This is a genomic window from Bacillus sp. LR--39 (genome assembly GCF_053613335.1).
Genome location: NZ_JBSIOT010000003.1, coordinates 305,851 through 330,721, shown reverse-complemented (window position 1 = coordinate 330,721; position 24,871 = coordinate 305,851). Strand labels below are relative to the sequence as shown.

Here is a 24,871-nt window from a genome sequence, read left to right as displayed (position 1 = left end):
TATGCGGTTTTTTATAGCTGATGATGACCGGGCGATCCGTTCCATTTTAAAACAGATGATCGAGGACGAGGACTTAGGCGAAGTCGTCGGTGAGGCAGAGGACGGAAGCCAGATTGAAGGGCATTATCTCCATTTTAAGCAAGTCGATATTTTATTAATTGATCTGCTGATGCCGGGTCGGGACGGGATTGAGACAATCCGGCATCTTCAGGGGTCGTACAACGGAAAAGCGGTGATGATATCGCAGGTGGAGGCAAAGGAAATGGTGGGAGAAGCTTATTCTCTCGGCATCGAATACTTTATCCACAAACCGATCAACAAAATCGAGATCGTCACCGTTTTGCGAAAAGTAAAAGAGCGGATTGAACTGGAAACCTCGATCGGCGACATCCAACACTCGTTAAGCCGCCTTATTCAGCGGAATGAGCCGAAAAAAAGCGGGCCTGGGGGGATGCACGAGAAATCAATCAAAGAAACAGGAAAATTTCTTTTATCGGAATTAGGCATCGTGGGAGAAAGCGGGGCGCATGACCTCATGGCCGTCCTTCACTATTTATTTGAGGATGAACAGGCGGAAAGAAACATCCCGTCTTTAAAGCAGATGTTTACAAACGTCGCCATCCGGAAGCTGGGGCCTGCGGCGGCACAAGCCGAGGTTAACAGGGAAATCAAAGCCTCGGAACAGCGGATCAGAAGGGCCGTCATTCATTCGTTAAACCATTTCGCTTCATTGGGCACAACTGATTTTTCAAACCCCAAATTTGAATATTACGCCTCGAAATTCTTTGATTTCCCTGCCGTCAGCAAGAGAATGAAAGAAATGCAGGCTAAGGAAACCGTGCCGCTTTCTCCGGTTAAAGTGAATATGAAAAAATTCATTCACGTCTTCTTTTTAGAGGCGAAAGATTTACGCGAAGGATCAAAATTTGTCAGCGGAGGCAGCCGGTGAGCTGGCTTTGGAAAAGATGGCAAACGTGGATAAATGACAGTTCGTACTGGCCTGATTTTTCCGCGCTGATCCATGGCTTGCACCCTCCGCATATTTTTGCAAACGAAAATCAGCATGTGACAGAATGGCAGGCCGCTTACCCTGTGGAAACGGCGAAGTTCGCGCTTCAGACGGGGCAAGAGGAGCATATGGAAATGGCGCGGGACATGCTCGGCCTGTCCGATCCGAAAGGTTATTGACTTCCGCCGGATGACAGCGTATGATACATTTTAAAATAAAAGAACGGATGAATAATGCTGAGGAAGAGTAAGTACGCATCAGCGCGCGGGGTTCAGAGAGTCGGTGGCAGCTGTGAACCGATCCCCGTCCGGTGCCGAATGGGCTTCTGAATTGCTGCGCTGAAATGACAGTAGGCGGTGCCGGGATTCTTTCCCCGTTATCAAGAAAGGAGTATTGAAACCGTGTGTTTCTGTACTTTTTGAGAGAATGGCTTTTCAGCCGTTAATAAAGGTGGCACCGCGAAAACCTCGTCCTTTGATGGACGGGGTTTTTTTGTGTTGTTAAGGAGGTGATGGCCATGGAAAGTGACTGGAGACGGACAGACAATCAAAAAAGGAGGGATATTCATGGTGATCGCAACCGACGACCTTGAGCTCACGTGTCCGCATTGTGAAGGAACCGGCCAGGAGAAAGAAGGGACGCCCTGTCCGAAGTGCGGCGCGAAGGGCGTCATATTGACCGCTCAAGGAAACACGCTGCTGCATTTTATCAGAAAGCATATTGATCAGTGAAATCAAACGAAAAAGGCCGTTATCCGGCCTTCAGGCTGTCGAGAAAATCTCGACAGCCTTTATTTTTCCCTTAAAATATCCATTCCCCTGTCATAAAATAAAAGAAAGACAGAAAAAATGGCTTTCTCATGTTCCACACAAGAAATTTTTCTCAAAACACAGCCGAATTCGTTCTGTTTGACCAACTCGTCGAAGAGGATCACCTTCTTCGAAAAATTGATAAATACATAGACTTCTCTTTCATCGTGGAAAAGGTCAAAATTTACTGCAGCCTCACTTGATCCGCTGATCTTATTCAAAATGATGTTGAAGATAGCCACATACCCAGCCAAGCAAGGCTAGGCATGTAGGAGTGCTTTTTCTGCACCTGAAATCAAATGAATATGTAAAGAAACAGCACGAAACAAAAAAGCTTGCAGAAAAAACATCATTTTCTCTACAAGCTGCTTTTTCATTCTTCAAAATAAGGATTCACATGGATGAGCACTTCTTCAACATCTGAAAAGTGTCTTTTGATTTCATTTCGGATTTCGCGGGCAATATCGTGTCCCTGCTTAATCGTCAAATCATGATCCAAAGATAACCGGACATCAAGCAATTTATAGTGGCCATGTTCTCTTGCTCGGATTTTATCGAGCCGTTTGACTTGAGGGCAATGCAAAATAACCGCTTTATATTCCTCTATCAGTTCGGGATCAACACTTTTTTCCATGAGAACGTCAACAGACGGCCTGATTAATTCCATTGAAATCTTAAAAATGAGGTACGCCACGATGACACTGGCAATTGCATCTGCGTACAACAGATAGGACCATCCGCGGGTGTTCCCGATAATCGCCAATAGGACGCCGATAAAAGCGGCAAGAGAGGCAACGATATCGCCTTTATGATCGTATGCAATCGCTATAATCGCTTTACTGTTCCATTTTTTCCCTTGTTTGATCGAATAACGATATAAGATCTGCTTAGCCGCGTAGGATATCAGAGCCGCAAACAATGCGCTGTATTGCGGGATGCTTGGGCCCTCAACAAAGGACGAAATCGCTTCTATTAGAATATACACGGAAACGAGCACTAATATTATTCCTACAATCGCTTCGCTGATGACCTCAGCTTTGCCATGCCCGAAAGGATGGTCTTGATCGGGCGGCTTATTAGAAATGCCGATGACGGCCAGGACAGCAATTGAAGCCGCGACATCCGCTGCAGAATGTATACCGTCGGCAAAAACTGCTTCACTATCGCCTATCAGTCCAAAAAAGATCTTTCCTGCCATTAAGATCAGATTGGCTATCAATGCAATCAAAGCAACTTTTTTGCTTATTTGTTCTCTTTCACTTGTCATTTTTTCCTCCTATAAAACTGCACAAAAAAATAGGGGCGCTTTTGATTCGCACTCCGTATCCTTTCTCGTGTAATCACTCTGCTTATCGTACCAATTCAGTTTCGAGTGGGTCTATAGCAAGGTTGTTTCCTGTTTCCTAATAAATAAGGTGACAGAAAAAAAGTTGGAGCAGGGCTAAACAGTACACAGACAAAATGGCGCTGAATTTAAAAATGAACTGTTGACATTTGAGTATTTATCTTTTATTATTATCTCGAATTCAAGATTTTTTAATTCAAGATAATTTAATTAGAGTGCAGGATAAGAACCTGCCGATCGTTTGATTCACGAAAAGATCAGTGAAGAGAACGTTTCGTTTTTTAATCATACGTTATTTGATTTTTTATACTATAATATCTCGAATTCGAGATAAAAGGGGTACGAGAGAAATGGCTGAATTTGTACAGCTAGTGAATGAAAGAAGATCTGCAAGCAACTTTCTTCCAGAACATCCAATCACAAGAGATGAGCTCAACGAAATGTTTGAATTGGTTGCGTTGGCTCCATCAGCTTTTAATTTGCAGCATACAAAATATGTGACGGTTCTTGACCCGAATGTAAAAGAAAAGCTGAAGCAGGCCGCAAACGGACAATATAAAGTGTTTAGCTCATCAGCGGTTCTTTTGGTTTTAGGGGATAAGCAGGCATATCAGCAAGCGGCTGACATCTATGAAGGATTGAAGCTGCTTGGGGTATTAAATAAACAAGAGTATGATCACATGGTTCAAGACACCGTTTCGTTTTATGAAAACAAGGGAGAACCATTTAAGAGAGATGAGGCGATAAGAAATGCTTCACTTTCTGCGATGATGTTTATGCTGAGTGCTAAGGAAAAAGGCTGGGACACCTGTCCGATGATAGGGTTTGATACTGAAGCCGTGAAACAGATTTTGAAGATAGATGATCAATTTGAAGTTGTCATGATGATTACAATCGGTAAAGAAAAAATAGAAAGCAGAAGGCCGCGCGGCTACCGAAAGCCTGTGAATGAGTTTGTGGAGTATATTTAAATATTTGTAAAGGAGCGGATAAAAATGGCTAAAAAAACGATGGGAATCCATCATATTACAGCAATTGTCGGTCACCCTCAAGAGAATGCTGATTTCTACGCTGGAGTGCTGGGGCTGCGATTGGTCAAGCAAACGGTCAATTTTGATGATCCGGGTACGTATCACCTTTATTTTGGGGATGAAGGCGGGAAGCCGGGAACAATCATCACATTCTTTCCGTGGGCGGACGCCCGTCAAGGCATCATTGGAGACGGACAGGTTGGCGTGACATCTTACGTCGTGCCGAGAGGTGCTATGGCATTTTGGGAAAAGAGACTTGAAAAGTTCAACGTGCCATACACAAAAATCGAGCGTTTTGGAGAACAATATATAGAATTTGATGACCCGCATGGCCTGCATTTAGAAATCGTGGAAAGAGAAGCAGGGAAGGTCAATACGTGGACTTTCGGAGATGTGACCCCAGATGTTGCCATTAAAGGCTTTGGCGGTGCAACCTTGTTATCAGCACAGCCAGAAAAAACAGGTGAATTGCTGGAAAACATCATGGGGCTTGAGCGAGTCGGCAAAGAAGGAGACTTCGTTCGTTATCGTTCTGCCGGTGATATCGGAAATGTGATTGATCTTAAATTAACGCCTATCGGCCGCGGACAAATGGGTGTCGGCACGGTCCATCACATCGCTTGGCGGGCTCAGGATGACGAAGATCAATTAGATTGGCAAAGATTCATTGCTGCGAACGGATATGGTGTGACTCCTGTTCAGGATAGAAACTATTTTAATGCGGTTTACTTCAGAGAACACGGGGAAATCTTATTTGAGATCGCAACTGATCCGCCGGGCTTTGCCCATGATGAGTCACAAGAAACAATGGGCGGAAAATTGATGCTCCCTGAGCAGTATGAACCGCACCGGGCTCATATTGAACAAGGGCTGCTGCCGTTTGAAGTGAGAGAATTAGATTGATTGATAGATGAACGTGAAGCATGAAGAAAAATAATAAGTCATACATTTAACAGATGTTTGCTGGAAGCGACTGTTGGTAAACAAGCTGCCTTGCAGCACATCATATAATATGAAAAATAAGGAGAGATAAAAATGGAAGATGCAGGACTATTACTTATTCGAATCATGATTGGTGTGGTGTTTCTGTTTTATGGATCACAAAAATTATTCGGCTGGTTTGGCGGATACGGGATTAAAGGAACCGGACAATGGTTCGAGTCAATTGGAGTTAAACCAGGCAATGCCGCGGCCGCTTTATCAGGTCTCGGGGAACTCGCAAGCGGAATTTTATTTATTTTAGGTGTATTCCTCCCGCTTGGAGCTGCTATTATAACGATCATTATGTTAGGTGCCATTGTAAAAGTTCACGGAGCGAAAGGGTTTGCGAACGGTGCCGGCGGTTTTGAATATAACTTGGTGCTGATTGCAGTCTCCATCGGAGTTGCACTCATCGGTTCAGGGGCGTACGCTTTGCATTTTTAATATAAGTATCTAAGAACAGTTACTGAAAAGCGGTAACTGTTCTTTTATTTTTCAAGCACAACGTTAAGGAATAGCAAAAAAGCGGATATGATCAATATAAATGTGTATAGTGAATGTACGAGTATTGATGAGCTTGGTCATGAAAGACTAGCCGATTTGAAGGAGGATTTTGATGAAAGAGCTGACAGACTTACATTCGTTAGATTCTATCGAGAATTTTATTAAGCAGCATCAATTCAGTTTTATCTACATTTCAAGACCCACCTGTACAGTATGTCACGCTGTTCTGCCGCAGCTCAGAAAAGTATTGGATCAGTTTCCGAATATCAAATTGGGGCATACCAACGCTGACGAGGTAGAAGAGGTTGCCGGCAGATTTTCAGTCTTCACTGTCCCCGTGCTTCTTTTGTTCATTGATGGGACTGAGTTTCTGAGAGAAGCCCGCCTTGTTCATTTTGAACAGCTCGAAGAAAGGCTGATAAGGGTTTATCAGTTATATCAAGATGTATAAAATGTTTATACTTTACAAATAAAAAGCCCCCTTTAAGGGGCTCAGGCTGTCGAGAAAATCTCGACAGCCTTTATTTTTTCCTTAAAATATCCATTCCCCTGTCATAAAATAAAAGAAAGTCAGAAAAGGACGGTGTCTTTCTCATGTTCCGCACAAGAAACGCTTCTCAAAACACAGCCGAATTCGTTCTGCTTGACCAACTCGTCAAAGAGGATCACCTTCTTCGAAATATTGATAAATACATAGACTTCTCTTTCATCGTTGAAAAGGTCAAACCTTACTGCAGCGCTCACTTGATCCGCTGATCTTATTCAAAATGATGAAGAAGGCTGCCACATACCCAGCCAAGCAAGGCTGGGCAAGTGGGAGTGCTTTTTCTGCACCTGAAATCAAATGAATATATAAAGAAACAGCACAAAACAAAAAAGCTTGCAGAAAAAACATCATTTTTTCTACAAGCTGAAGGCCGTTATCCGGCCTTTTTTACGTTATTCGGACCGGGGTTCTAAAAAACGGGACCCGCCCAAGTCTTTTCTCATCAGATAAATATGGAAAAAATATTCTCCGACAGCGATGATGACGGCGGAAATAAGAGCGGCAAACGCCAGTCTTCCTCCGGAAATGCCCATGGACAGCGGCATTCCCATCAGCCAGACAACAAGAAACGCGATTCCGAAATCAGCGGACGCCGCCGTGATATTATTCCATCTCGGAAGCACGTACAGGTCGCCCGTAAAGTAGGAAACGGCCCCCAGCACAATGGTCATCAGCAGCACGTCGCCGAATGTAAAGCGAAAACCTAAGCCGAGTATCAGATACAGAATAATGATGGTCATAATGCCTTTAATGGCAAGCGCTTTAATGTGTTCCATGCGAATTCCTCCTTATGGAAATCATGTTAGTATGTTTCCTCATAACGAGAAATATAAACCCTTTTTTCGTGAACATTTGTTTTCTGGCTTTTGGCTGTCATCACTGGGCCGCTGCTGAATATGATGAAAGGAGAAAATACGGGAGGTGTCATGATGGCAGTCGTAAAAGCGTCGAGCGCAGATGTCAATCTAATGGCAAGGCTGCTCAGGGCGGAAGCGGAAGGCGAAGGGAAGCAGGGAATGCTTTTGGTCGGCAATGTGGGAATCAATAGGGTGCGGGCGAATTGTTCTGATTTTAAAGGCCTGCGCACCATCAGGCAGATGGTGTTTCAGCCGCACGCGTTTGAAGCGGTGACTCACGGATACTTTTACCAGAGACCGCGTGAATCCGAGCGGAGGCTTGCCCGCAGGAACATTAACGGAGAACGGTTTTGGCCGGCTAAATTCAGCCTGTGGTATTTTAAGCCGCCGGGCAACTGCCCGCAGACTTGGTATGGCCAGCCGTTTGTCGCCAGATTCAGATCCCACTGCTTCTATCAGCCGACAGGTGAGACGTGCGAAAACGTGTACAATACATTTTAATCCCGGACGCACCGTTCTTAGAATGAACGGTGTTTTTTAATTTTTTGTGAAGAAAAATAGGAAAAAAGTGCGCTTGACGGATGACAAGCCAAAAAGAAACAGAGGGGGTTTTCTCCCGGCGGGGCAAGGTTTGTCGAAACAATGTGAAAAATGTCTCCCGCCGTCCATTTTTCAGCCTTACAAACCCTTCATACTTCTTCATAGCGGTTTAACATTTCTTTTTTATAATAAGGGCGATCAATGAGACGAAAGGGGAACTGACATGACACATGACGGCCGTTTAGATGAATGGATCAAGGAATTGGAGAACAAAAGCTTTCAGAACAATACATTTGACCGCCGCGCATTTATACAGGGCGCCGGGAAAATCGCCGGTCTTTCCCTCGGGTTAGCGATCGCGCAATCCATCGGCGCGTTTGAAGTGAATGCCGCTCCGAAATTTTCAAACTATCCGTTCACCCTCGGCGTAGCCTCCGGCGACCCGCTGTCTGACAGCGTCATTCTCTGGACGCGTCTTGCCCCTGACCCGCTGAATGGGGGCGGCATGCCGAAGCAGGCCGTGCCGGTAAAATGGGAAATCGCCGCTGATGAACATTTCCGTCACATCGTCAAACGCGGAACGGAAATGGCCAAGCCGAATCTCGGACACTCCGTCCATGTCGAGGCGGACGGGCTCAAGCCCAATAAAGTGTACTATTACCGGTTTAAAAGCGGGCATGAGCTCAGTCCCGTCGGCCGGACGAAAACGCTGCCCGCTCCCGGCGCTGACGTATCCGCCATGACGTTTGCATTTGCCTCATGCCAGCAGTATGAACACGGCTATTATACGGCGTATAAACATATGGCGAAGGAAAAGCTTGATCTCGTGTTCCATCTCGGAGATTACATTTATGAATACGGACCGAACGAATATGTGTCAAAAACGGGAAATGTCAGGACGCACAGCAGCGCTGAAGTGTATACACTGTCAGATTACCGCAACCGTCATGCCCAATACCGCTCTGATGCCAATCTGAAAGCCGCCCACGCCGCATTTCCGTGGGTCGTGACGTGGGACGATCATGAGGTGGAAAACAATTATGCCAATATTATCCCTGAAAAAGGCCAATCCGTTGAAGCGTTTGTGCTCAGGAGGGCCGCAGCTTACCAGGCTTATTATGAACACATGCCGCTCAGGCGCATGTCATTGCCGAACGGTCCTGATATGCGGCTGTACAGGCAATTTTCTTATGGCAATTTGGCATCGTTCAATGTGCTTGATACAAGACAGTACAGAGATGATCAGGCCAACGGCGACGGGAATAAGCCGCCTTCTGATGAGTGGAGAGACCCGAAGCGCACATTGATGGGGACAGAACAGGAGCAATGGCTCTTCGGAAATTTAGCCGCGTCAAAAGCGAAGTGGAATGTGCTGGCGCAGCAAATCTTTTTCGCGCAATGGAATTTCGGAACAACCGCCAATCCGATATACAGCATGGATTCATGGGACGGCTACCCGGCTCAGCGGGAGCGGGTCATCAATTTTATAAAAAGCAAAAACCTGAACAATGTCATCGTGCTGACGGGTGATGTTCACGCAAGCTGGGCGTCAAACCTGCATACCGATTTTAATCAAACGAATTCAAAGATTTTCGGAGCCGAATTCGTCGGGACTTCCATTACATCTGGAGGAAACGGGGCGGATAAACGGGCCGATACGGATCAAATCTTAAATCAAAACCCGCACATTAAGTTTTTCAACGATTACCGCGGCTATGTCCGCTGTACGGTGACCCCTGCCCAATGGAGAGCGGATTACAGAGTGGTGCCGTACGTGACGGAGCCGGGGGCTGAGGTATCCACGCGGGCTTCATTCATTTATCAGAAAGACCAGACGGGGATTCGGAAGGTCTCTCAAGCTGCGGTTGCAGGCGGTTTAAAGCAGTCAAACGAGGTGGAAGAGGATCGTTTCTTCGCCCATAACAATGCGCATGAAAAGCAAATGAGAAAGAAACGGGCCAAAATCTCACAATAAGGAGGCACACTCATGTTTTCAAATATCGGCATTCCCGGGTTGATCCTGATCTTCGTCATCGCTCTCATCATTTTCGGACCTTCAAAGCTTCCGGAAATCGGCCGTGCCGCCGGCCGCACGCTGCTTGAATTTAAAAGCGCCGCAAAAACATTGGTCTCAAATGAAGAGCCGGACAAGCAGACAGCTGAGAAAGACAAAACGGCAGGCTGAATCCTGACATGGGGGCAGACGAATCCGCTTCTGCCTCTTTCTCTATAAGGAGGATGTACGATTGGATAAAAAAGAAACCCACTTGATCGGGCATTTAGAGGAAGTCCGGCAGCGTCTCATTAAAACCGTTATCGCCTTTCTCGTATTTTTTATCGGCGCCTGCTGGTTTGTGCAGGATATTTATGACTGGCTGATCAAGGATTTGGATGGCAGGCTGGCCGTTTTAGGGCCGAGCGAGATTTTATGGGTGTATATGATGATTGCGGGAATATGCGCCCTTACGGCAACGATTCCGGTTGCCGCTTTTCAGCTCTGGCGTTTTACGGCGCCGGCTTTGACCCCGTTTGAACGCCGCGCCGCTTTGCTTTACATTCCGGGGCTTTCGGTTTTGTTTATTATCGGAATTTCCTTCGGGTATTTTGTGCTGTTTCCGATTGTGCTCGGATTTTTAACACAATTATCCGCCGGCCATTTTGACATGGTATTTACGGCGGACAAGTATTTTACCTTTATGCTGAATCTTACATTGCCGTTCGGATTTTTGTTTGAAATGCCTCTGGCCGTCATGTTTCTGACACGGCTCGGAATCGTGAATCCAACCCGGCTGGCAAAGGCGCGGAAGCTTTCGTATTTTGTGCTGATCGTCGTCTCGGTGCTGATTACGCCTCCGGATTTTATGTCTGACTTTCTCGTCATGATTCCGCTGCTCGTCCTCTATGAAATCAGTGTGACGCTGTCCCGCATTGTTTACCGGAAGAAATGGGCCGAGGCGCCGTCTGCAGCTTAGTGAAGTTCGCCTCCGCCGGTCTCAATATCGTCCTCATGCGCCGCGGCGGTCACCGCGGCGATTTTGAGCGCTTTTGTCACGAGATCCAGGCTTAGGCTCGGCGCAGACTTCTGCAAGGTTTGCTCCGGAATGTACGGGATGTGTATAAACCCGCCGCGGATGTGCGGATGGCGGCAGGCGATTTCATCCATCAGGCCGTAAAAGAGGTGATTGCATACAAACGTCCCCGCCGTGTAGGATACAGCCGCGGGAATGCCTTCCTTTTTGATTTCCTCAACGATCCGTTTGATCGGAAGGCCGGTCCAATAGGCCGCGGGACCGTTTTGAGAAATGTTTTCCCCGACAGGCTGGTTTCCTTCGTTATCCGGTATACGCGCCTCATTGAGATTGATCGCGACCCGTTCCGGCGTGATCTGCATTCTGCCGCCTGCCTGTCCTACACAGATGATAATGTCAGGCTGATGCTTTTTGATCGCCTCGCGCAGCACAGCAAGGGACTTATAAAAAACGGTGGGCACTTGTTCAGATACGATAGAGGCGGGGCCCTCAGCGGCACCGTCCAGCCGTTTGACCGCTTCCCATGAAGGATTGACCGTTTCCCCGCCGAAGGGGTCAAAGCCTGTCAGCAATACTTTTTTCTCCATATAAAACCCTCCTTTTCTTTTTACCATACTCTATAATGGACATATATTCCTGCCGAAGGGGGAAACACGTCTTGAATTCGCCTCTGGTGCAATACCGATCTTTATTTCCGGCGCTCCGCACACATACGATGCTCGCCAGCTGCTCTCAAAGCGCTCTTGCCCTGCCGGTTTCAAAAGCGATCAATGACTATCAGGAAAGCCTGCTTCAGGATGGCGGAAACTGGGAAGAAGCCATTGGACGAACGGAGCAGGCAAGGTGTGAATTTGCGAAATTGATCGGCGCCCATCCTGAAGAAATTGCCGTTTTACCTTCAGTAACGGCTGCTGTCTCTGCCGTCGTTTCCGCTTTACCGGATTGCCGAAAGAAACAGGCGGTGTATACGGAATTGGATTTTCCGGCGATCGCCCACATTTTGAAGGCACAGACTGAGATGGAGCTTTCAGTCGTGCCGTCTGAAAATGGAATGATCCCGTTAGAGCGGTATGAGACGTACATATCGGAACAGACGCTTTTCACCTGTGTGCCCCATGTGTCATATACGTCCGGTTTTGTCCAGGATATGAAGCGCATTGCCGAGATATCCGCAAAGAAGGGATCGCTTCTTTTTGTCGATGCTTATCAATCGGCGGGGCACATCCCGATTGATGTAAAAGAATGGGGAGTTGATATGCTGGCCGCGGGTGCGAGAAAGTATATGCTCGGCATACCGGGAACGGCGTTTCTTTATGTCAAAAAGGAACTTGCCGAACGGCTGAAGCCGAAAGTCACCGGGTGGTTCGGGCAGCAGCGGGCGTCGATGCTGGATTTAACCCGTTTTTCTTATGCGGACGGAGCCAAACGCTTTGAGACCGGAACCCCGGCATTTATCAGCATATATGCGGCACAGGCGGCTTTATCTCTAGTAAACGATGCCGGCACAGACCGCATTCACCAAGAAGTAAAAAAACTCAGCGCATTTGCGTATGAATACGCTTCTGAAAAAGGACTGAATCTCACAGGGCCGCCGTCTGCCGATGACAGACCCGGCATGATTTCCATACGGGATGAAAAAGCGGCGGAAACGGCTGCGCTGTTGAGGCGGAAAAACATCGTATGCGCACCCAGCGGACAAATCATCCGGCTGGCGCCTCATTTCTATAACACGGCCGATGATCTGATCTATGCGATTGATGAACTGGCTGAAGCGCGCGGTATATAAAAAAACAGCAGACTCACTGGGAGCCTGCTGTTTTCTTATGAGTGATTCACTTTGACCCGTTTCATAAAGAAAGCGCTGATCAAGCCGATAACGGCGACAATCATTGCGAAGATAAAGGCGTGCTGGACGCCCGCAATCAGCGCGTGAGAGTATGCGGAAGGATCATTCGGGTTTTTCGCGGTGCTCATATAATCCTTCTGGCCGGCAGCCATGATGCTGACCGCCACCGCAGTGCCGATTGCGCCGGCCATCTGCTGGAGCGTATTCATAATGGCCGTTCCGTCCGGATAAAATTCCGGCGGCAGCTGGTTTAAGCCATTCGTTTGCGCCGGCATCATGATCATGGAAATGCCGATCATCAGGCATGTATGAAGCGCGACAATCAGAAGTGCCGTTGAAGCGGCGTTAATGTTTGAGAAAAACGAAAGCACAGTTGCCGTGATGACAAATCCGGGAATGACAAGCCACTTCGGCCCGTATTTATCAAACAGACGCCCCGTCACCGGAGACATAAAGCCGTTTAAAATACCGCCCGGCAGCAGGATGAGCCCGGACGTAAACGCCGTCAGCATCAGTCCGCTTTGTAAATACATAGGTAATAGAAGCATTGTCGATAAGATAACCATCATACAGATAAATACAATCACGACACCGAGAACAAACATCGGATAGCGGAAAGCGCGCAGATTCATCATCGGCTGCTTCATTGTCAGCTGCCTGATGGAAAATAAGATGAGCGCGATCGCACCGACAGTGAGCGAACCGATAACCGTCGGGCTTGACCAGCCGTCTGATCCTTCGCCCGCATTGCTGAATCCGAATACGATGCCGCCGAACCCGATCGTAGACAGAATAATGGAAAGCACGTCAATTTTCGGTTTTGTAATGTCAGACACGTTCTGCATGTAGGCGATGCCGAATAAAAGAGCCAACACAAGAAACGGCAGGGAAATCCAGAAAATCCAATGCCAGTTCAAATGCTCTAACACAAGCCCTGAAAATGTCGGACCGATCGCAGGAGCGAACATGATGACAAGCCCGATCGTCCCCATCGCCGCTCCGCGCTTATGCGGCGGGAAGATGACGAGGATTGTATTAAACATCAGCGGCAGCAACAGCCCGGTTCCTAAAGCCTGCACGATTCTTGCCGCCAAAAGAAACGGAAAGCTCGGCGCAAGCGCTGCAATCAGCGTACCGATAATGGAAAAAGCAAGTGAAACGATAAACAGCTGTCTTGTCGTAAACCATTGCAAAAGCAGACCCGATACCGGGACAAGTATACCGAGAACGAGCAGATAGCCCGTCGTCAGCCACTGGACGGTCGCAGGAGTGATATGTAACTCCTTCATCAGGTCAGTCAGGGCGATATTCAGCGCCGTTTCACTGAACATGCCGATAAACCCTGCCGTCAGTAAAGAAATCATGATCGGCATGACTTTATATTGTTTGGAAGGCTGAGCATTTTCCAAAATCATTCTCCTCTCTTTCTATACGTACAATGTCTCTCGTATTTTATGTCTTCAGCAGGTTCGGGATTTGTTTAGAAATATGGAGGATCGGCATTTTGTCTTTTTTGGCTAAGGACACAATGATGCCGCCTTCTATCATGGCATTTAAAACAGTGCTGATTTCCGCCGCTCTCTCATCAGAAAAACCGGCTGATCTCAATTTGCCCGCGAACAGATTCTCCCATTCCTGATAAGCGCATTGACAGGCCTGCCGGAGCTTTTCGCTCTTTAAAGCCGTCTCGGCAGCCAGTAAACCGACAGGAAACCCTTCAAAGTTCTCCGGACATGTGAATTGGCTTGATAAGTCCTGTAAAAACGCTTGAATGCTTTCCGCAGGATCAGGATGGGCATCAAGGCTTTCTTTTATTTTCATACGGATATAATGGCTCATTTCATTGACAGCCTCAATGGCGAGCTGCTCTTTGCCGTCCGGAAAATGATAGTAAAGAGAACCTTTCGGCGCACCGCTTTCTTTAATAATCTGATTCAGCCCCGTGCCGTAATACCCCTGAAGCTGAAACAGCCTGGTTGCCGCGGCGAGGATTTTTTCACGAGAATCTCCATAGCTCATAATGTTCCCACCTTACTGATTTTTGACAAATTTAAAATATAGTGACTGGTCTATTATCTTGATTTCGCATGACGGTGTCAAGGTTTTTTAACGGTTATTTTCTTCGGAAGAATGCCTGACAAGCGTGTTGACCGATGAGAGGAAAATCTTCATAAATAAAGAAAAGGAGAGAAAAGAATGAAAAAACAATTCATGCCCTTCATTACATTTATCACGGCTCTGCTATTCCTCGCGGCCGGCTGCTCCCAATCTCCTCAAACGAAAGAAACACCGCCCCAGATGGCAGCCGCAGCCTCTGCGAAAAAAGACGGACTTCCGAATATTAAAATTCTTGCCACCGGCGGCACAATTGCAGGCGCTGCTCCTTCAAAGACGTCCGCTACGGAGTACACGGCGGGGGCAATCGGAGTTGATGCCCTGATTCAGGCCGTTCCGGAGATAAAAGAGATCGCGCATGTGAGCGGAGAACAGGTTGTGAATATCGGCAGCCAGAATATGAATAACGAGACACTGCTGAAACTTGCAAAACGGGTAAACAAGCTGCTCAAGTCTGATGATACAGACGGCATTGTCATTACACATGGAACAGACACACTTGAGGAAACCGCCTACTTTCTCAATCTGACGGTCAAAAGTGACAAGCCCGTTGTTGTCGCCGGGTCAATGAGGCCGTCCACGGCGATCGGAGCGGACGGGCCGTCCAACTTATATAGCGCGGTAAAAACAGCGGCTGCGCCTGATGCGAAAGGCAAGGGGGCGCTTGTCGTATTAAATGACAGAATCGCTTCGGCGCGTTATGTGACAAAAACCAATACAACCGCGGCCGACACATTTAAATCGGAAGAAATGGGTTATATCGGAACAATTGCTGATGACGTCTATTTTAATAACGTCATCACCCGAAAGCATACGAAGGATACAGATTTCCAGATAGATAAACTCGATAAACTGCCGCAGGTCGATATTATATACGGCTATCAAAATGACGGAAGCTATCTCTTTGAAGCCGCCGTAAAATCAGGAGCGCAAGGCATTATTTTTGCAGGCTCGGGAAACGGCTCAATGTCTGATGCGGCGCAAAAAGGCGCCGTAAAGTCGGTCAAAAGCGGGCTGGCGGTCGTCCGCTCCACAAGGACGGGAAACGGAACGGTAACACCTAATCGAGAGTATGAAAAAGACCATTTGACAGCTTCAAACTCTCTCAACCCTCAAAAAGCGCGGATTCTTCTGATGCTTGCGCTGACAAAAACGCATGACCCTAAGCGGATTCAAACCTATTTCAATGAGTACTAGGAGAAGAGAACCGGGTGTTCTCTCCTTTTTTGGTCTGCCGTATTAAAGCATAAGCGTGCTTTCGGGATAGGGGCGTCTTTCTCATTTTTCCGCTCTTTTTAAATTGTTGAAAACAGTAAAAAATACACTATTTTTTCCTTTTCTCCTCTAATAGAATGAAAACTGCAAAAATATTACATAGCAGGAGGAAAGTTCATGAAACAAATAAAAAACAAAATTCTAGTCATCCTTACAGTCTGTATGCTGTCCGTCATTTCCGTATTTGCCTTCCAGCCGACCGTATCGAAAGCCTCCTCAGGGCATAACCCTGTTGTCATGGTCCACGGAATCGGCGGGGCGTCCTTTAACTTCGCGGGAATCAAAACATACTTGGCATCCCAAGGCTGGTCAAGAAAAGAGATGTACGCCATTGATTTCTTAGACAAAACCGGAAACAACAGACATAATGCGCCGAGACTGTCCAATTACGTGAAAAAAGTGCTCAGCGAAACAGGTGCGAAAAAAGTCGATATCGTCGCGCACAGCATGGGCGGAGCCAACACGCTCTATTACATTAAAAATCTTGACGGCGGAGACAAAATCGCAAACGTCGTCACACTCGGCGGAGCGAACGGCCTTGTGACCAACCGGGCGCTTCCGGGGACTGATCCGAACCAAAAGATTTTATATACATCGATTTACAGCTCAGCGGACTTAATCGTCCTGAACCCGCTGTCACGGCTGATCGGCGGGAAAAACGTGCAGATTCACGGTGTCGGACACATCGGACTTTTGATGAACAGCCAAGTAAACGGGCTGATTAAAGAAGGTCTGAACGGCGGCGGACAAAATACAAATTAATAGTTTCAAAGCCCCGGAGAATGAGAATATCCCGGGGTCTTTTTTTTCTTCCATATTCTTTTTTCGCCGTAAACCAAGCCCTCTGAAGTTATTTTTGTTAAAATAATAAAGTTATATCAGAATTCGGAGGGTTTATTGTGGGAAAAGTGAAAAGAAATGCCCCTTGCCCATGCGGCAGCGGGAAGAAATATAAAAAATGCTGCGGAAGCAAAGAAGCTGCCATTCCGGCAGACATCGCGGCAAAAGAAGCGAAACAGATTCAGGAAAGCCTAATGGAGTACGCCTTTACAGCACATAGAGACGGCATATCATCATTTATTAACCAGCACGCGTTCATTACGGAGCTGGACAGACAGACAAAAGACATCGGAGTCTTCAACCTCGGCATCTGGGGAATTTTCTTCCGTCCGCTGGCAGGCGGCAAGACGATTTTTGAAGAATATCTTCAGAAAAAAGCCGGCGGCATCAACCGCCCGAAAACACGGGAAATCGTTGAATCATGGAAAAGCATGACACCTGCCGTTATGGTTCTTGAAGATGTGAAAGAAGGAATGATTCACTTTGAAGATGTGATGACGAAAAAACAATTCAAAGTGGAAATGGACGTCAGCCAGCAGGATCTTCCGCCGGCGGGAAGCCTGATTCTCGGCTATCCGATCCACGAAGCGGAAAAAGCCGAGTTCTTCATGCAATTTACGATCTTCCCTGTGAAGCGGGCCGAAGCTTTGATCAGCAAAGTGAAAAAGGCGGCGGCCCCGGCCCTTGCGGAAGGAAAATCGCCTGAGCGCTTTATGCAGGAAAACTTCGACACTGTGCTGGCCGCTCTTTTAGGATCGGCGGAAGAGCCTGAGCAGGCTGCTGAAGAAAAACAGACAGAGTGGGCGAACGACATGGAGAAGGAAACGGCGGACGCTATTGAAAAAGGCCTGAGCGGGGATGAATACCCGGCTGAGCTGGTTCCGGCCGTAATTGATCTGTGGAAAACGTTCTGTGTCAAAAAAACACCGACGATCAGAAAGCCTGAAGCTTTCGCAGCGGCGGTCGAATATTACGTGAACAGCATTTCTCTGAACGGCGCGTCCGTTTCTCAAGCGAAGCTGGCGAAGAAGTACGGCGTCAGCGCCTCAACGATTTCCAGCCGCTATAAGGAAATCGAGGGTGCTCTCACGGATGAAGCCGAACGCTTCGCCGCAGCTCTGACATCTTAATACACAGCAAAAAAACCTTGAAGGGCAAACGCTTTTCAAGGTTTTTTCTATAGATAGGCTCTCAGGCAGGATAATTCTTACCGTCTATCTAATACTAAACAGAGCGATAAAAGGAAGGGAGCCTGAGCCATGGATGAGACACGTACGCTGGGCAGGACGGGTTTACGGGTAAAGCGTATCGGCTTTGGCGCTAATGCGGTCGGAGGACATAATCTGTTTCCGAATCTTAATGATGAAACGGGAAAAGAACTCATCCGCACAGCGTTGGACGGCGGCGTCAATTTTATTGATACGGCGTTTATATACGGTTTGGGACGTTCCGAAGAGTTAATCGGTGAAGTTGTCGCAGAGCGCGGCGTGCGGGACAGTCTCGTGATTGCGTCAAAAGGCGCGCATAAAGAAGTCAACGGACAAATCGAGCTGGACAACAGCCGTGAATTTCTCCGGAGTGAGGCGGAAAACAGACGTGATCGATTTGTATTACGTCCACTTCCCTGACGGCAAAACACCGCTCTCCGAAGTGGCGGGCACACTAAAAGAACTGAAGGACGAAGGGAAAATCAGAGCAATCGGCGCGTCCAATCTCAGCTTCCGGCAACTGCAGGAGTTTAACGCCGACGGCTATTTAGAGGTTTTTCAATCGGAATATTCACTGATTCAGCGTGAGGCGGAGCATGATCTGCTGCCTTATTGTGAAAAGAACGGCATTTCCTTTATTCCTTATTTTCCGCTTGCTTCCGGCTTGCTGACGGGAAAGTTTACAAAAGACACAGTCTTTGAGGACAGCCGAAAGAACAGGCCGCCGTTTCAGGGAGAAGCTTTTCGCCAAAATCTGGAGCGAGTGGATAAGCTTCGGGCCGTTGCGGAGGAAAAAGGGGAGCAGACAGCGCATATCGCACTCGCATGGCTTCTGTCGCAGCCGGCGGTGGATGCGATCATTCCCGGAGCCAAACGCCCTGACCAGCTGAAACACAATCTGGACGCGCTTCATGTGCAGTTAACCGAGGATGAGGTTCAATATATCAGTGACATCTTTAAGTGAAAATAAAAAAAGGAAATAGCCTGCGCTATTTCCTTTCTTGTTGTCAGGACGTTTTCAAAAACGCTTCTGTCAATCCTTCCAGATCGGCGTCTGTATCCAGATACCACTGGCCGCGGGCGTTTTTCTTCATCTCGATTTCTCTTGTAACGGAAGAAGAAGCCGGTTTCAGGCGCATAAACTCTTCCGGATAGACAGAAAGCAGGTGGCTGACAATTTCGTTTTCATCAGCATCGGGGTGCTTTCCGGCATAGTCTTGCACGCGGTCTTGCAGCTGGCCCGCAAGCGGAGACATATCAAGCGGCGTCACTTTTGCTTCAAGGACGGCTTTTTTGCCTGACATGGATTTGGTATGCACCTTGAGCTCTGTGTTATCCCGCAGCGCTGATGACATGGCGTCAATAATAGCGGAAATGGCTTTTGGATCCGCCTGTTCTTGTGAAATGCCTGCTGAGGTGATAAAGCTGGCTTTCGCCGATTCCTGATATGCGGCGGCCGTCATTTTTTCATTTACCCCGGTCAGGCGGGTGAAATCTTTATTGTGTTTGCCGTACAGCATCACATCAATGTAGGCGGATAATGCGTCCGCCGGGTCAGGTACTGCTTTTGAGGCTGTGCCTTTGACTTTCAGTTTATAAGATAAAGGCTTCGCGTCTTTTGCCTGCGGCTGATATACCAATTCATATGATTTGCCTTCGTCAGCCGTGAAGTACAGATTGCCCGTCACTGTCTTACCAGCATGAAGCGTGCCGCTCTGCATCAAGTCTTCCTTATCGGTCTTGGCTGTTTTCGCGTCATCCTGATAAAGCGAGAAGTCGCTGCTTTTGACGGTAAGCGGGTCTTTGCCCGTATTTTTGACGGTGACCGTTACTTTCAGCGCGGCCGGATGTTCAGTATCGTCTGAAGCGGCCCACGCCGTCTCTTTTATTTTCACTTTCGCCGTGCTGCTTTCCTGGCCGCTGCTCGTTTCGCTGCTGCACGCGGCGGTAAATGCCGTGAGAAGCAGAATGAAAAACACGGCGCTCATTTTTTTGATGGACATCTGGTTTACCCCCTGTTGTTAATGATTAATTCGATAGTCATGAAGATGGACAGGTTAATTATACTAGTTTTGTATAAAAGAGTCTTGGTAATCATCAATCTTTTTGGAAGAAAAGGAAGTGTTATGATGAAAAAAGAAGAGTTGAAACAGCTGGCTCTCCGAATCGGAAACGTACCTGCCCGCTACGAGAGTAATGTGGAAGAATACCAGGAAGATGAGGTTCTGTTTTGGTGGGAAGATAAGAATGATCCGGAAGCCGGCATCATGGTCGAATTAGACCGGGACGGAAAACTGAAATACTTATCCCGTCCGGCTTTCCGGACTGATCTGCCGCCTCTTTCGGAATCGGACATAGAAAAACGGATGCGGGCGTTTTTAGAAACCCATCGTCCGGGGGCATTGGCTGAGTTTGAATTGGAAACAATCGGCTCCGCAAATGATGGCGATGTGAGATATTCCTATGTTCAGATGGCTGACGGTCTGCCGCTTCCGCTGACCGGGTTTTACGTCGACCTCTCTTTGACAGGGGAAGTAACCGGTTTTTCTTACCATGGGAAGGCCGATGATCTTGTAAGGCCCGGGACAATTGCGGACAAGCGGGAAGCATTGGCTCACTTTGTCAAACATATAGAAGCAGAGCTGTTGTTCACCGTCCTGCATCAGTCCGTCTATATGCAGGGGGATGACAAGCCTCATCTCGTCTATGAAATCGTGTCTCCGACGCGGCCGATATCGGCCGACCTGAAGGAAGAGAATGAAGAAATAGACGAATATGAAGAACTGGAAGACGACACGCGGCCGTATGTCCCGATTTCACGCCCTGCACCTGAAGCGGAAAAAATGAGCATCAATGACATGATCGGGCTGCACGACGGTTTTTATAAAGAGAGGGAAAGCGATCTTGGGGACGGCCGCATCGGCATTGCCTGGCGTCCTGAAAAAACAAAATCCGTACGGGAAGATAAAAGCTTTGAAAGTCTGTTTAAAGAACGGAATGAACACGTATTGAAAACAATGCAGGATAAAGAATCGGGCCGGCTCGCCGGAGTGATGTCATTTATACATAGTGAAGGCGAACCGGTGTTTTCTGAGGAAGAATGCCATCACATGGCCATCCGCTTTTTATTCGCCATGTTTCCGGAAGCGGATCAGTATTTCCGGGTTCAATATGATGAACCGGATGATGAAGGAGAAAACGCAGGGCTTACATTTAAGGCTTGTTCGGGCGGTGTTGATTTGCGATTCGGAGAGGGGAGAATCTGTGTCAGCAAAAAGACGGGTCTTGTCACTGTATATATGCCGCCGGAAATTGATCCGAAAGAGCTCGAGGAAATCGATCCCGTTCCTTCATTGACATTGGGAGAGGCGAAGGACGCGATCCGCCGGGCCATCAAAGCAGAGCTCGCTTGGGATCGTTGTTACGATGACGACAGCTCCGGGAAAGTGTACAGGCTCGTATACAAACCGGTTTTCCCGCGGTTTATTGAGGCTCATACGGGAGAAGCGATCACGAGTTTAATAGGCTGAAGGTCATGGGCGTTCGTCCCGGGGGTTTCACGGGGAGTGTGACATTTGTATGAAAAAGTGCCGCTCTGAATACGGCTCTTTTCCCTCTTTGCTAAAAATAGACACATAAAAGGCACTTTCTTCCCTTTAAAAGGATAAGGGCGTTTTTATATAATTAAAAACAGTTCTTTTTTATACACTCTTCTGAAAGGATGACCCCATTGCTGAAAGAACATCTGAGAAAAAAAGCGCTGGAGATCGGGAACATACCGCCGCACTATGAGCTTGAAATAGAAGATTATGATGAAAAACAAAAAACGAGAGCCTATTATATATGGAAAAATCGTAACCATCCGGATAAAACGGTCACGATTGAGCTGGGTGACGACGGATCTTTGCTTACTTATTCACGCAACGACTGCCCGAGTTCAGACATGCAGCTGTCAGAAGCCGAATTAAAGCTGACGGCTCTTCGGTTTGCGGCGAGACACCGCCCGCTTACTTTTATGAATTTCATCTTTCAGGCGAGGGAAGAACGCAATGGGTGCATCCGATTTATCTATACAAAAAAAGTGCTCGGCCGGCCGCTTCCCGATTCAGGTTTTTTCGTTGATGTAACCAGGAGCGGCTTCGTCGTGCAGTTTATCTATTACGGGGATAAGGGTGAAGCGCCCGTTCCGGAAACATTCGTCGATCGGGAAAAAGTCGTCTCGCATTATATGAGTGTGCTGACATTCAGTCTCGTCTATGATGTGGTCAATTTTGAGAAAATACCGCGTCTCGTCTATGAACCGATTCTGCCGGCTTACAGCTATCCGGCCGGTGAAGATGATATCGTGCCGGATCAGCAGCTTTGCGAAGACAGGAATGAGCCGGCAAAACCGCTTCCCGCGTTTGAACATAAACGGGAAATCAGCCTGGATGAATTAATGGGGTTTACCGCGGATATGGTTCAGACGCGCCGGCGTGATCTCGGGGATGAGATCGGAACGACATGGCGGAAAGGGTCGGTTCCGGAACGGAAAGATTTGAGTATCGAAAGCTATTTTGAAAGCAGCAACAAAAATACAATGAAGATGAAAACGGACAAAAAGACAGGGAAAATGACAGCCTTTAAATCTTTTATTGAGCATCAGGGCCCGGCCTTTTATTCTGCGGAAGAGTGTGAGGCCGTCGCGCTTCAATTTTTATACAAGCTTTATCCGAGAGCGGACGAGTTTTTTAAAATGAACCCGCTGAAAACGGACGGAAGGGGCAGGTTCCGCTTCCATTTTTCCATATGGCATCAGGATATTCCGCTGCGGTTCGGCGCTGCGAGAATTCTTGTCAGTCCCGTAACGGGGCTTGTGGAAGCTTACATGGCGCCTGACATTGACCCGGAGCAGCTGGAGAAGATCAATCCGGTGCCGGCCGTTACTCCCGAAGAAGCAAAGGCCGCTTTTTTATCCGATTTCCATCTGCGGCTGGAGTGGCAGCGCGATTTTACGCCGTCCGGCAATGAAGGATATAAGCTTGTGTACAGGCCTGTCTATCCTCCGTACATTGATGCGCAAAAGCGAAAAAAGAAAAGGTTTTATTAGCCAGGGATCATTTGTAAATGAGGATAATCTTTAAAGCCTCTCCAATCGCCTCCCCAATCAAAACCGAGCGTTTTGGCAATCGATACGACCTCAAGCCAATCGGGCGTGCCGTTTCGGTTTCCGTCGTACGTCATATCCCAAATCAGGCTTCCATCTTTTTTTTGCAGGGCGAAGTCGATCGCAAGGCCGTAATTGTGGTAAGATTCCCCTCCTTTTGCGTAGGTGACGATATTTCCTTTTTTTGAACGTCCTTGACGGTACAATTCGTTTTGTTCCTCAATTGATCTGAAACCCTCTGTGATAACGACGGTGATGCCTTTTTTCAGAGCGGCCGTCTGCAATAGCTCCGCATTCTGCCTCACGAGCGGATGAAGAGCGCTTGGAATGGCTCTATCTTGTAATGCCGTCTGCGGCCTCAATTCTTTCTGCACATAGGAAAAACATAGGTCTGCGGAAAAGAAGAGGATCAAAAGCAGCGCAATTCTGACTGGTCGTTTCATGGTGAATTCTCTCTTTCTTTAATTGATTAAAATCTTTGTTTGCTCACTGCCATAAATTTGCTATGATAAAATATAACATAATTAGTAGCCGGAGGAAGGAGGCAAATCTATGAAATCCAAGATTCCATCTGAAGAAGTGGCCGTAAAGATGAATGAATGGTATAAGCTGATCCGCGCGTTTGAAGCCGATAAAGCTGAAGCGCTGAAGCGGGAGATTCAATATGAACTCGAAGATATGGAAGAGAACCAGGATTTATTGTTGTATTTTTCATTGATGGAATTTCGGCACCGCATCATGCTGGATAAATTAAAACCCATGAAAGACGGCGACTGCCAGCCTCCGTTCTCTGAAATGCTCACTGAGATTGAGATGAACCAGCAAAAGCTGACCGGCTTACTGGAATATTATTTTTACTATTTCAGGGGAATGTATGAATTTAAGCAGAAAAACTTCATCTCAGCGATTTCTCATTATAAGCGGGCTGAGGAAAAGCTTGAATATGTGGAAGATGACATAGAGAAAGCCGAGTTTCTGTATAAAATTTCTGAGGTGTACTATCATATCAAGCAGACTTTCTTTTCGATGAATTACGCGGGGCAGGCGCTTGATATTTACAAGAAATATGAATTATACGGAATGAGAAGGGTGCAGTGCAAATTTATCATTGCCGGAAATCTGATGGACGCCCAGCAGCATAAAAAAGCGCTGGAATACCTCGAATGCGCCTTGGAACACGCGGAGCGGCTTGATGATCAATATATGATTGCTGCGGCCTATTATAATATCGGGCACTGTATGTACAGTCTGGGTGACTTTTGCAAGGCGGCGGAGGATTTTGAACGGGCGGCTGCCGGATTTGAAGCACACAGCTTCCGGCAGGTCATCCAGGCTGTTTTTTCACTCACACATATCTACTTTAAAACGGAAAAATACAGTGAAGCCGCCGCCAGCTGCGCGCGGGGCATGAGAAGCGCTGCGGAGTGGGAAGATGAGATCTATATGACGAAATTCCGTCTGATTAAAGAGCTTTATCAGGGGGAAGGCGGACAGGATTCGCTCAAAGAGTATTTTGACGTTCTGGAATCAAAAGAGCTGTTGGCTGACACGGAGGAACTGCTTCAGGACGCGGCTCATTTCTTTCATAAACGGGAGAACTACAAAGCGGCATCTTATTTTTTCAGCAGGCTTGTCGGCGTGCAAAAAAGGCTGCAAATGAACAACTACGCATAATGAAAAAAAAGAACGAGGGAGCTTCGGTTTCATCGTTCTTTTTATGATCTCTTTTGTTTTCAGCTGATTAAAACCGGGTACATGCTCTGTATTAACATCAGGGAGGAAAAGAGAC

24 protein-coding genes, 4 pseudogenes and 1 other annotated feature are annotated in these 24,871 nt (G+C 47.3%); of the genes and pseudogenes, 21 read left to right on the top strand and 7 right to left on the bottom strand.

The window, feature by feature from the left end; translation table 11 throughout:
* Position 1: 1 nt before the first annotated feature.
* From ACWHAR_RS16545 to ACWHAR_RS16530, 4 genes and pseudogenes are all read left to right on the top strand, one after another.
* The gene (locus tag ACWHAR_RS16545) at positions 2 to 949 is read left to right on the top strand and encodes a DNA-binding domain-containing protein (RefSeq protein WP_007409014.1); all 948 of its coding nucleotides are present in this window, start codon (positions 2 to 4) and stop codon (positions 947 to 949) included.
* Between the two features lie 5 nt (positions 950 to 954).
* Positions 955 to 1,188, top strand: a pseudogene (locus ACWHAR_RS16540) (hypothetical protein); the annotation flags it as partial.
* Positions 1,189 to 1,236: 48 nt separating this feature from the next.
* Positions 1,237 to 1,487, top strand: a binding site (T-box leader).
* Positions 1,488 to 1,575: 88 nt separating this feature from the next.
* A complete protein-coding gene (locus ACWHAR_RS16535; protein WP_032872714.1) occupies positions 1,576 to 1,740 on the top strand; it encodes a tryptophan RNA-binding attenuator protein inhibitory protein in 165 nt (54 codons plus the stop codon).
* A 128-nt stretch (positions 1,741 to 1,868) separates the two neighbouring features.
* A pseudogene (locus ACWHAR_RS16530) lies at positions 1,869 to 2,046 on the top strand (IS5/IS1182 family transposase); the annotation flags it as partial.
* A 145-nt stretch (positions 2,047 to 2,191) separates the two neighbouring features.
* On the opposite strand, the gene ACWHAR_RS16525 reads toward ACWHAR_RS16530, so the two are convergent.
* On the bottom strand, positions 2,192 to 3,085 hold the full coding sequence (locus ACWHAR_RS16525) for a cation diffusion facilitator family transporter (RefSeq protein ID WP_032872716.1): 894 nt from the start codon (positions 3,083 to 3,085) through the stop codon (positions 2,192 to 2,194).
* Positions 3,086 to 3,513: 428 nt separating this feature from the next.
* On the opposite strand from ACWHAR_RS16525, the gene ACWHAR_RS16520 reads away from it, so the two are divergent.
* From ACWHAR_RS16520 to ACWHAR_RS16500, 5 genes and pseudogenes are all read left to right on the top strand, one after another.
* The gene (locus ACWHAR_RS16520) at positions 3,514 to 4,134 is read left to right on the top strand and encodes a nitroreductase family protein (RefSeq protein ID WP_032872717.1); all 621 of its coding nucleotides are present in this window, start codon (positions 3,514 to 3,516) and stop codon (positions 4,132 to 4,134) included.
* A gap of 24 nt (positions 4,135 to 4,158) precedes the next feature.
* Positions 4,159 to 5,097, top strand: coding sequence for a ring-cleaving dioxygenase (locus ACWHAR_RS16515; protein ID WP_032872718.1), 939 nt, complete (start codon positions 4,159 to 4,161; stop codon positions 5,095 to 5,097).
* 132 nt (positions 5,098 to 5,229) lie between these two features.
* A complete protein-coding gene (locus tag ACWHAR_RS16510; RefSeq protein ID WP_007609195.1) occupies positions 5,230 to 5,619 on the top strand; it encodes a DoxX family protein in 390 nt (129 codons plus the stop codon).
* A gap of 172 nt (positions 5,620 to 5,791) precedes the next feature.
* Entirely contained in the window at positions 5,792 to 6,130 is a 339-nt protein-coding gene (locus tag ACWHAR_RS16505; protein WP_032872719.1) for a thioredoxin family protein, read from the top strand.
* Positions 6,131 to 6,273: 143 nt separating this feature from the next.
* Positions 6,274 to 6,452, top strand: a pseudogene (locus ACWHAR_RS16500) (IS5/IS1182 family transposase); the annotation flags it as partial.
* A gap of 166 nt (positions 6,453 to 6,618) precedes the next feature.
* Here ACWHAR_RS16500 and ACWHAR_RS16495 read toward each other — a convergent pair.
* Positions 6,619 to 7,002, bottom strand: a complete 384-nt coding sequence (locus tag ACWHAR_RS16495; protein WP_003156684.1) for a DUF2512 family protein — start codon at positions 7,000 to 7,002, stop codon at positions 6,619 to 6,621.
* 153 nt (positions 7,003 to 7,155) lie between these two features.
* On the opposite strand from ACWHAR_RS16495, the gene ACWHAR_RS16490 reads away from it, so the two are divergent.
* The 4 genes from ACWHAR_RS16490 to tatC all read left to right on the top strand — a co-directional run bounded on the left by ACWHAR_RS16490 (position 7,156) and on the right by tatC (position 10,595).
* Complete coding sequence (locus ACWHAR_RS16490; RefSeq protein WP_032872720.1) at positions 7,156 to 7,584, top strand: cell wall hydrolase; 429 nt, start codon at positions 7,156 to 7,158, stop codon at positions 7,582 to 7,584.
* A gap of 262 nt (positions 7,585 to 7,846) precedes the next feature.
* A complete protein-coding gene (locus ACWHAR_RS16485) occupies positions 7,847 to 9,598 on the top strand; it encodes an alkaline phosphatase D family protein (RefSeq protein WP_032872722.1) in 1,752 nt (583 codons plus the stop codon).
* A 12-nt stretch (positions 9,599 to 9,610) separates the two neighbouring features.
* The gene (locus ACWHAR_RS16480) at positions 9,611 to 9,808 is read left to right on the top strand and encodes a twin-arginine translocase TatA/TatE family subunit (protein WP_003156681.1); all 198 of its coding nucleotides are present in this window, start codon (positions 9,611 to 9,613) and stop codon (positions 9,806 to 9,808) included.
* A gap of 61 nt (positions 9,809 to 9,869) precedes the next feature.
* Complete coding sequence (tatC, locus tag ACWHAR_RS16475) at positions 9,870 to 10,595, top strand: twin-arginine translocase subunit TatC (protein WP_007409026.1); 726 nt, start codon at positions 9,870 to 9,872, stop codon at positions 10,593 to 10,595.
* Here tatC and pcp read toward each other — a convergent pair.
* Positions 10,592 to 11,239 carry a pyroglutamyl-peptidase I gene (pcp, locus tag ACWHAR_RS16470; protein WP_032872725.1) on the bottom strand — a complete coding sequence of 216 codons (648 nt, stop codon included), beginning with the start codon at positions 11,237 to 11,239 and terminating at the stop codon, positions 10,592 to 10,594. The genes tatC and pcp overlap by 4 nt on opposite strands.
* 71 nt (positions 11,240 to 11,310) lie before the next feature.
* Between pcp and ACWHAR_RS16465 the strand changes: the two genes are divergently transcribed.
* Positions 11,311 to 12,438: an aminotransferase class V-fold PLP-dependent enzyme gene (locus ACWHAR_RS16465; protein ID WP_032872727.1), complete on the top strand. Its 1,128-nt coding sequence runs from the start codon at positions 11,311 to 11,313 to the stop codon at positions 12,436 to 12,438.
* A gap of 35 nt (positions 12,439 to 12,473) precedes the next feature.
* Here the strand turns inward: ACWHAR_RS16465 and lmr(B) are convergent, their stop codons facing one another.
* Both lmr(B) and ACWHAR_RS16455 read right to left on the bottom strand, forming a co-directional pair.
* Positions 12,474 to 13,913, bottom strand: coding sequence for a lincomycin efflux MFS transporter Lmr(B) (gene lmr(B), locus ACWHAR_RS16460; RefSeq protein WP_032872729.1), 1,440 nt, complete (start codon positions 13,911 to 13,913; stop codon positions 12,474 to 12,476).
* A 37-nt stretch (positions 13,914 to 13,950) separates the two neighbouring features.
* Positions 13,951 to 14,517 carry a TetR/AcrR family transcriptional regulator gene (locus tag ACWHAR_RS16455; RefSeq protein ID WP_032872731.1) on the bottom strand — a complete coding sequence of 189 codons (567 nt, stop codon included), beginning with the start codon at positions 14,515 to 14,517 and terminating at the stop codon, positions 13,951 to 13,953.
* 177 nt (positions 14,518 to 14,694) lie between these two features.
* Between ACWHAR_RS16455 and ACWHAR_RS16450 the strand changes: the two genes are divergently transcribed.
* The 4 genes and pseudogenes from ACWHAR_RS16450 to ACWHAR_RS16435 all read left to right on the top strand — a co-directional run bounded on the left by ACWHAR_RS16450 (position 14,695) and on the right by ACWHAR_RS16435 (position 18,900).
* On the top strand, positions 14,695 to 15,810 hold the full coding sequence (locus tag ACWHAR_RS16450; RefSeq protein WP_032872734.1) for a type II asparaginase: 1,116 nt from the start codon (positions 14,695 to 14,697) through the stop codon (positions 15,808 to 15,810).
* A 195-nt stretch (positions 15,811 to 16,005) separates the two neighbouring features.
* The gene (locus ACWHAR_RS16445; RefSeq protein WP_032872735.1) at positions 16,006 to 16,650 is read left to right on the top strand and encodes an esterase/lipase family protein; all 645 of its coding nucleotides are present in this window, start codon (positions 16,006 to 16,008) and stop codon (positions 16,648 to 16,650) included.
* Positions 16,651 to 16,787: 137 nt separating this feature from the next.
* Complete coding sequence (locus ACWHAR_RS16440) at positions 16,788 to 17,858, top strand: helix-turn-helix domain-containing protein (protein WP_032872737.1); 1,071 nt, start codon at positions 16,788 to 16,790, stop codon at positions 17,856 to 17,858.
* Between the two features lie 213 nt (positions 17,859 to 18,071).
* Positions 18,072 to 18,900, top strand: a pseudogene (locus ACWHAR_RS16435) (aldo/keto reductase).
* 43 nt (positions 18,901 to 18,943) lie between these two features.
* On the opposite strand, the gene ACWHAR_RS16430 reads toward ACWHAR_RS16435, so the two are convergent.
* Positions 18,944 to 19,939 (bottom strand): DUF5105 domain-containing protein, encoded by a 996-nt coding sequence (locus ACWHAR_RS16430; protein ID WP_032872739.1) that lies wholly within the window; start codon positions 19,937 to 19,939, stop codon positions 18,944 to 18,946.
* Between the two features lie 126 nt (positions 19,940 to 20,065).
* Here ACWHAR_RS16430 and ACWHAR_RS16425 point away from each other — a divergent pair, with 126 nt between their 5' ends.
* Positions 20,066 to 21,466 (top strand): YcdB/YcdC domain-containing protein, encoded by a 1,401-nt coding sequence (locus ACWHAR_RS16425; protein WP_032872741.1) that lies wholly within the window; start codon positions 20,066 to 20,068, stop codon positions 21,464 to 21,466.
* A gap of 200 nt (positions 21,467 to 21,666) precedes the next feature.
* Positions 21,667 to 23,025, top strand: a complete 1,359-nt coding sequence (locus tag ACWHAR_RS16420) for a YcdB/YcdC domain-containing protein (RefSeq protein ID WP_032872743.1) — start codon at positions 21,667 to 21,669, stop codon at positions 23,023 to 23,025.
* Here the strand turns inward: ACWHAR_RS16420 and ACWHAR_RS16415 are convergent.
* Positions 23,022 to 23,525 (bottom strand): M15 family metallopeptidase, encoded by a 504-nt coding sequence (locus ACWHAR_RS16415; protein WP_032872745.1) that lies wholly within the window; start codon positions 23,523 to 23,525, stop codon positions 23,022 to 23,024. The two genes, ACWHAR_RS16420 and ACWHAR_RS16415, sit on opposite strands and share 4 nt — an antisense overlap.
* Positions 23,526 to 23,634: 109 nt before the next feature.
* On the opposite strand from ACWHAR_RS16415, the gene ACWHAR_RS16410 reads away from it, so the two are divergent.
* Entirely contained in the window at positions 23,635 to 24,756 is a 1,122-nt protein-coding gene (locus ACWHAR_RS16410) for a response regulator aspartate phosphatase (protein ID WP_032872747.1), read from the top strand.
* Positions 24,757 to 24,871: the final 115 nt, after the last annotated feature.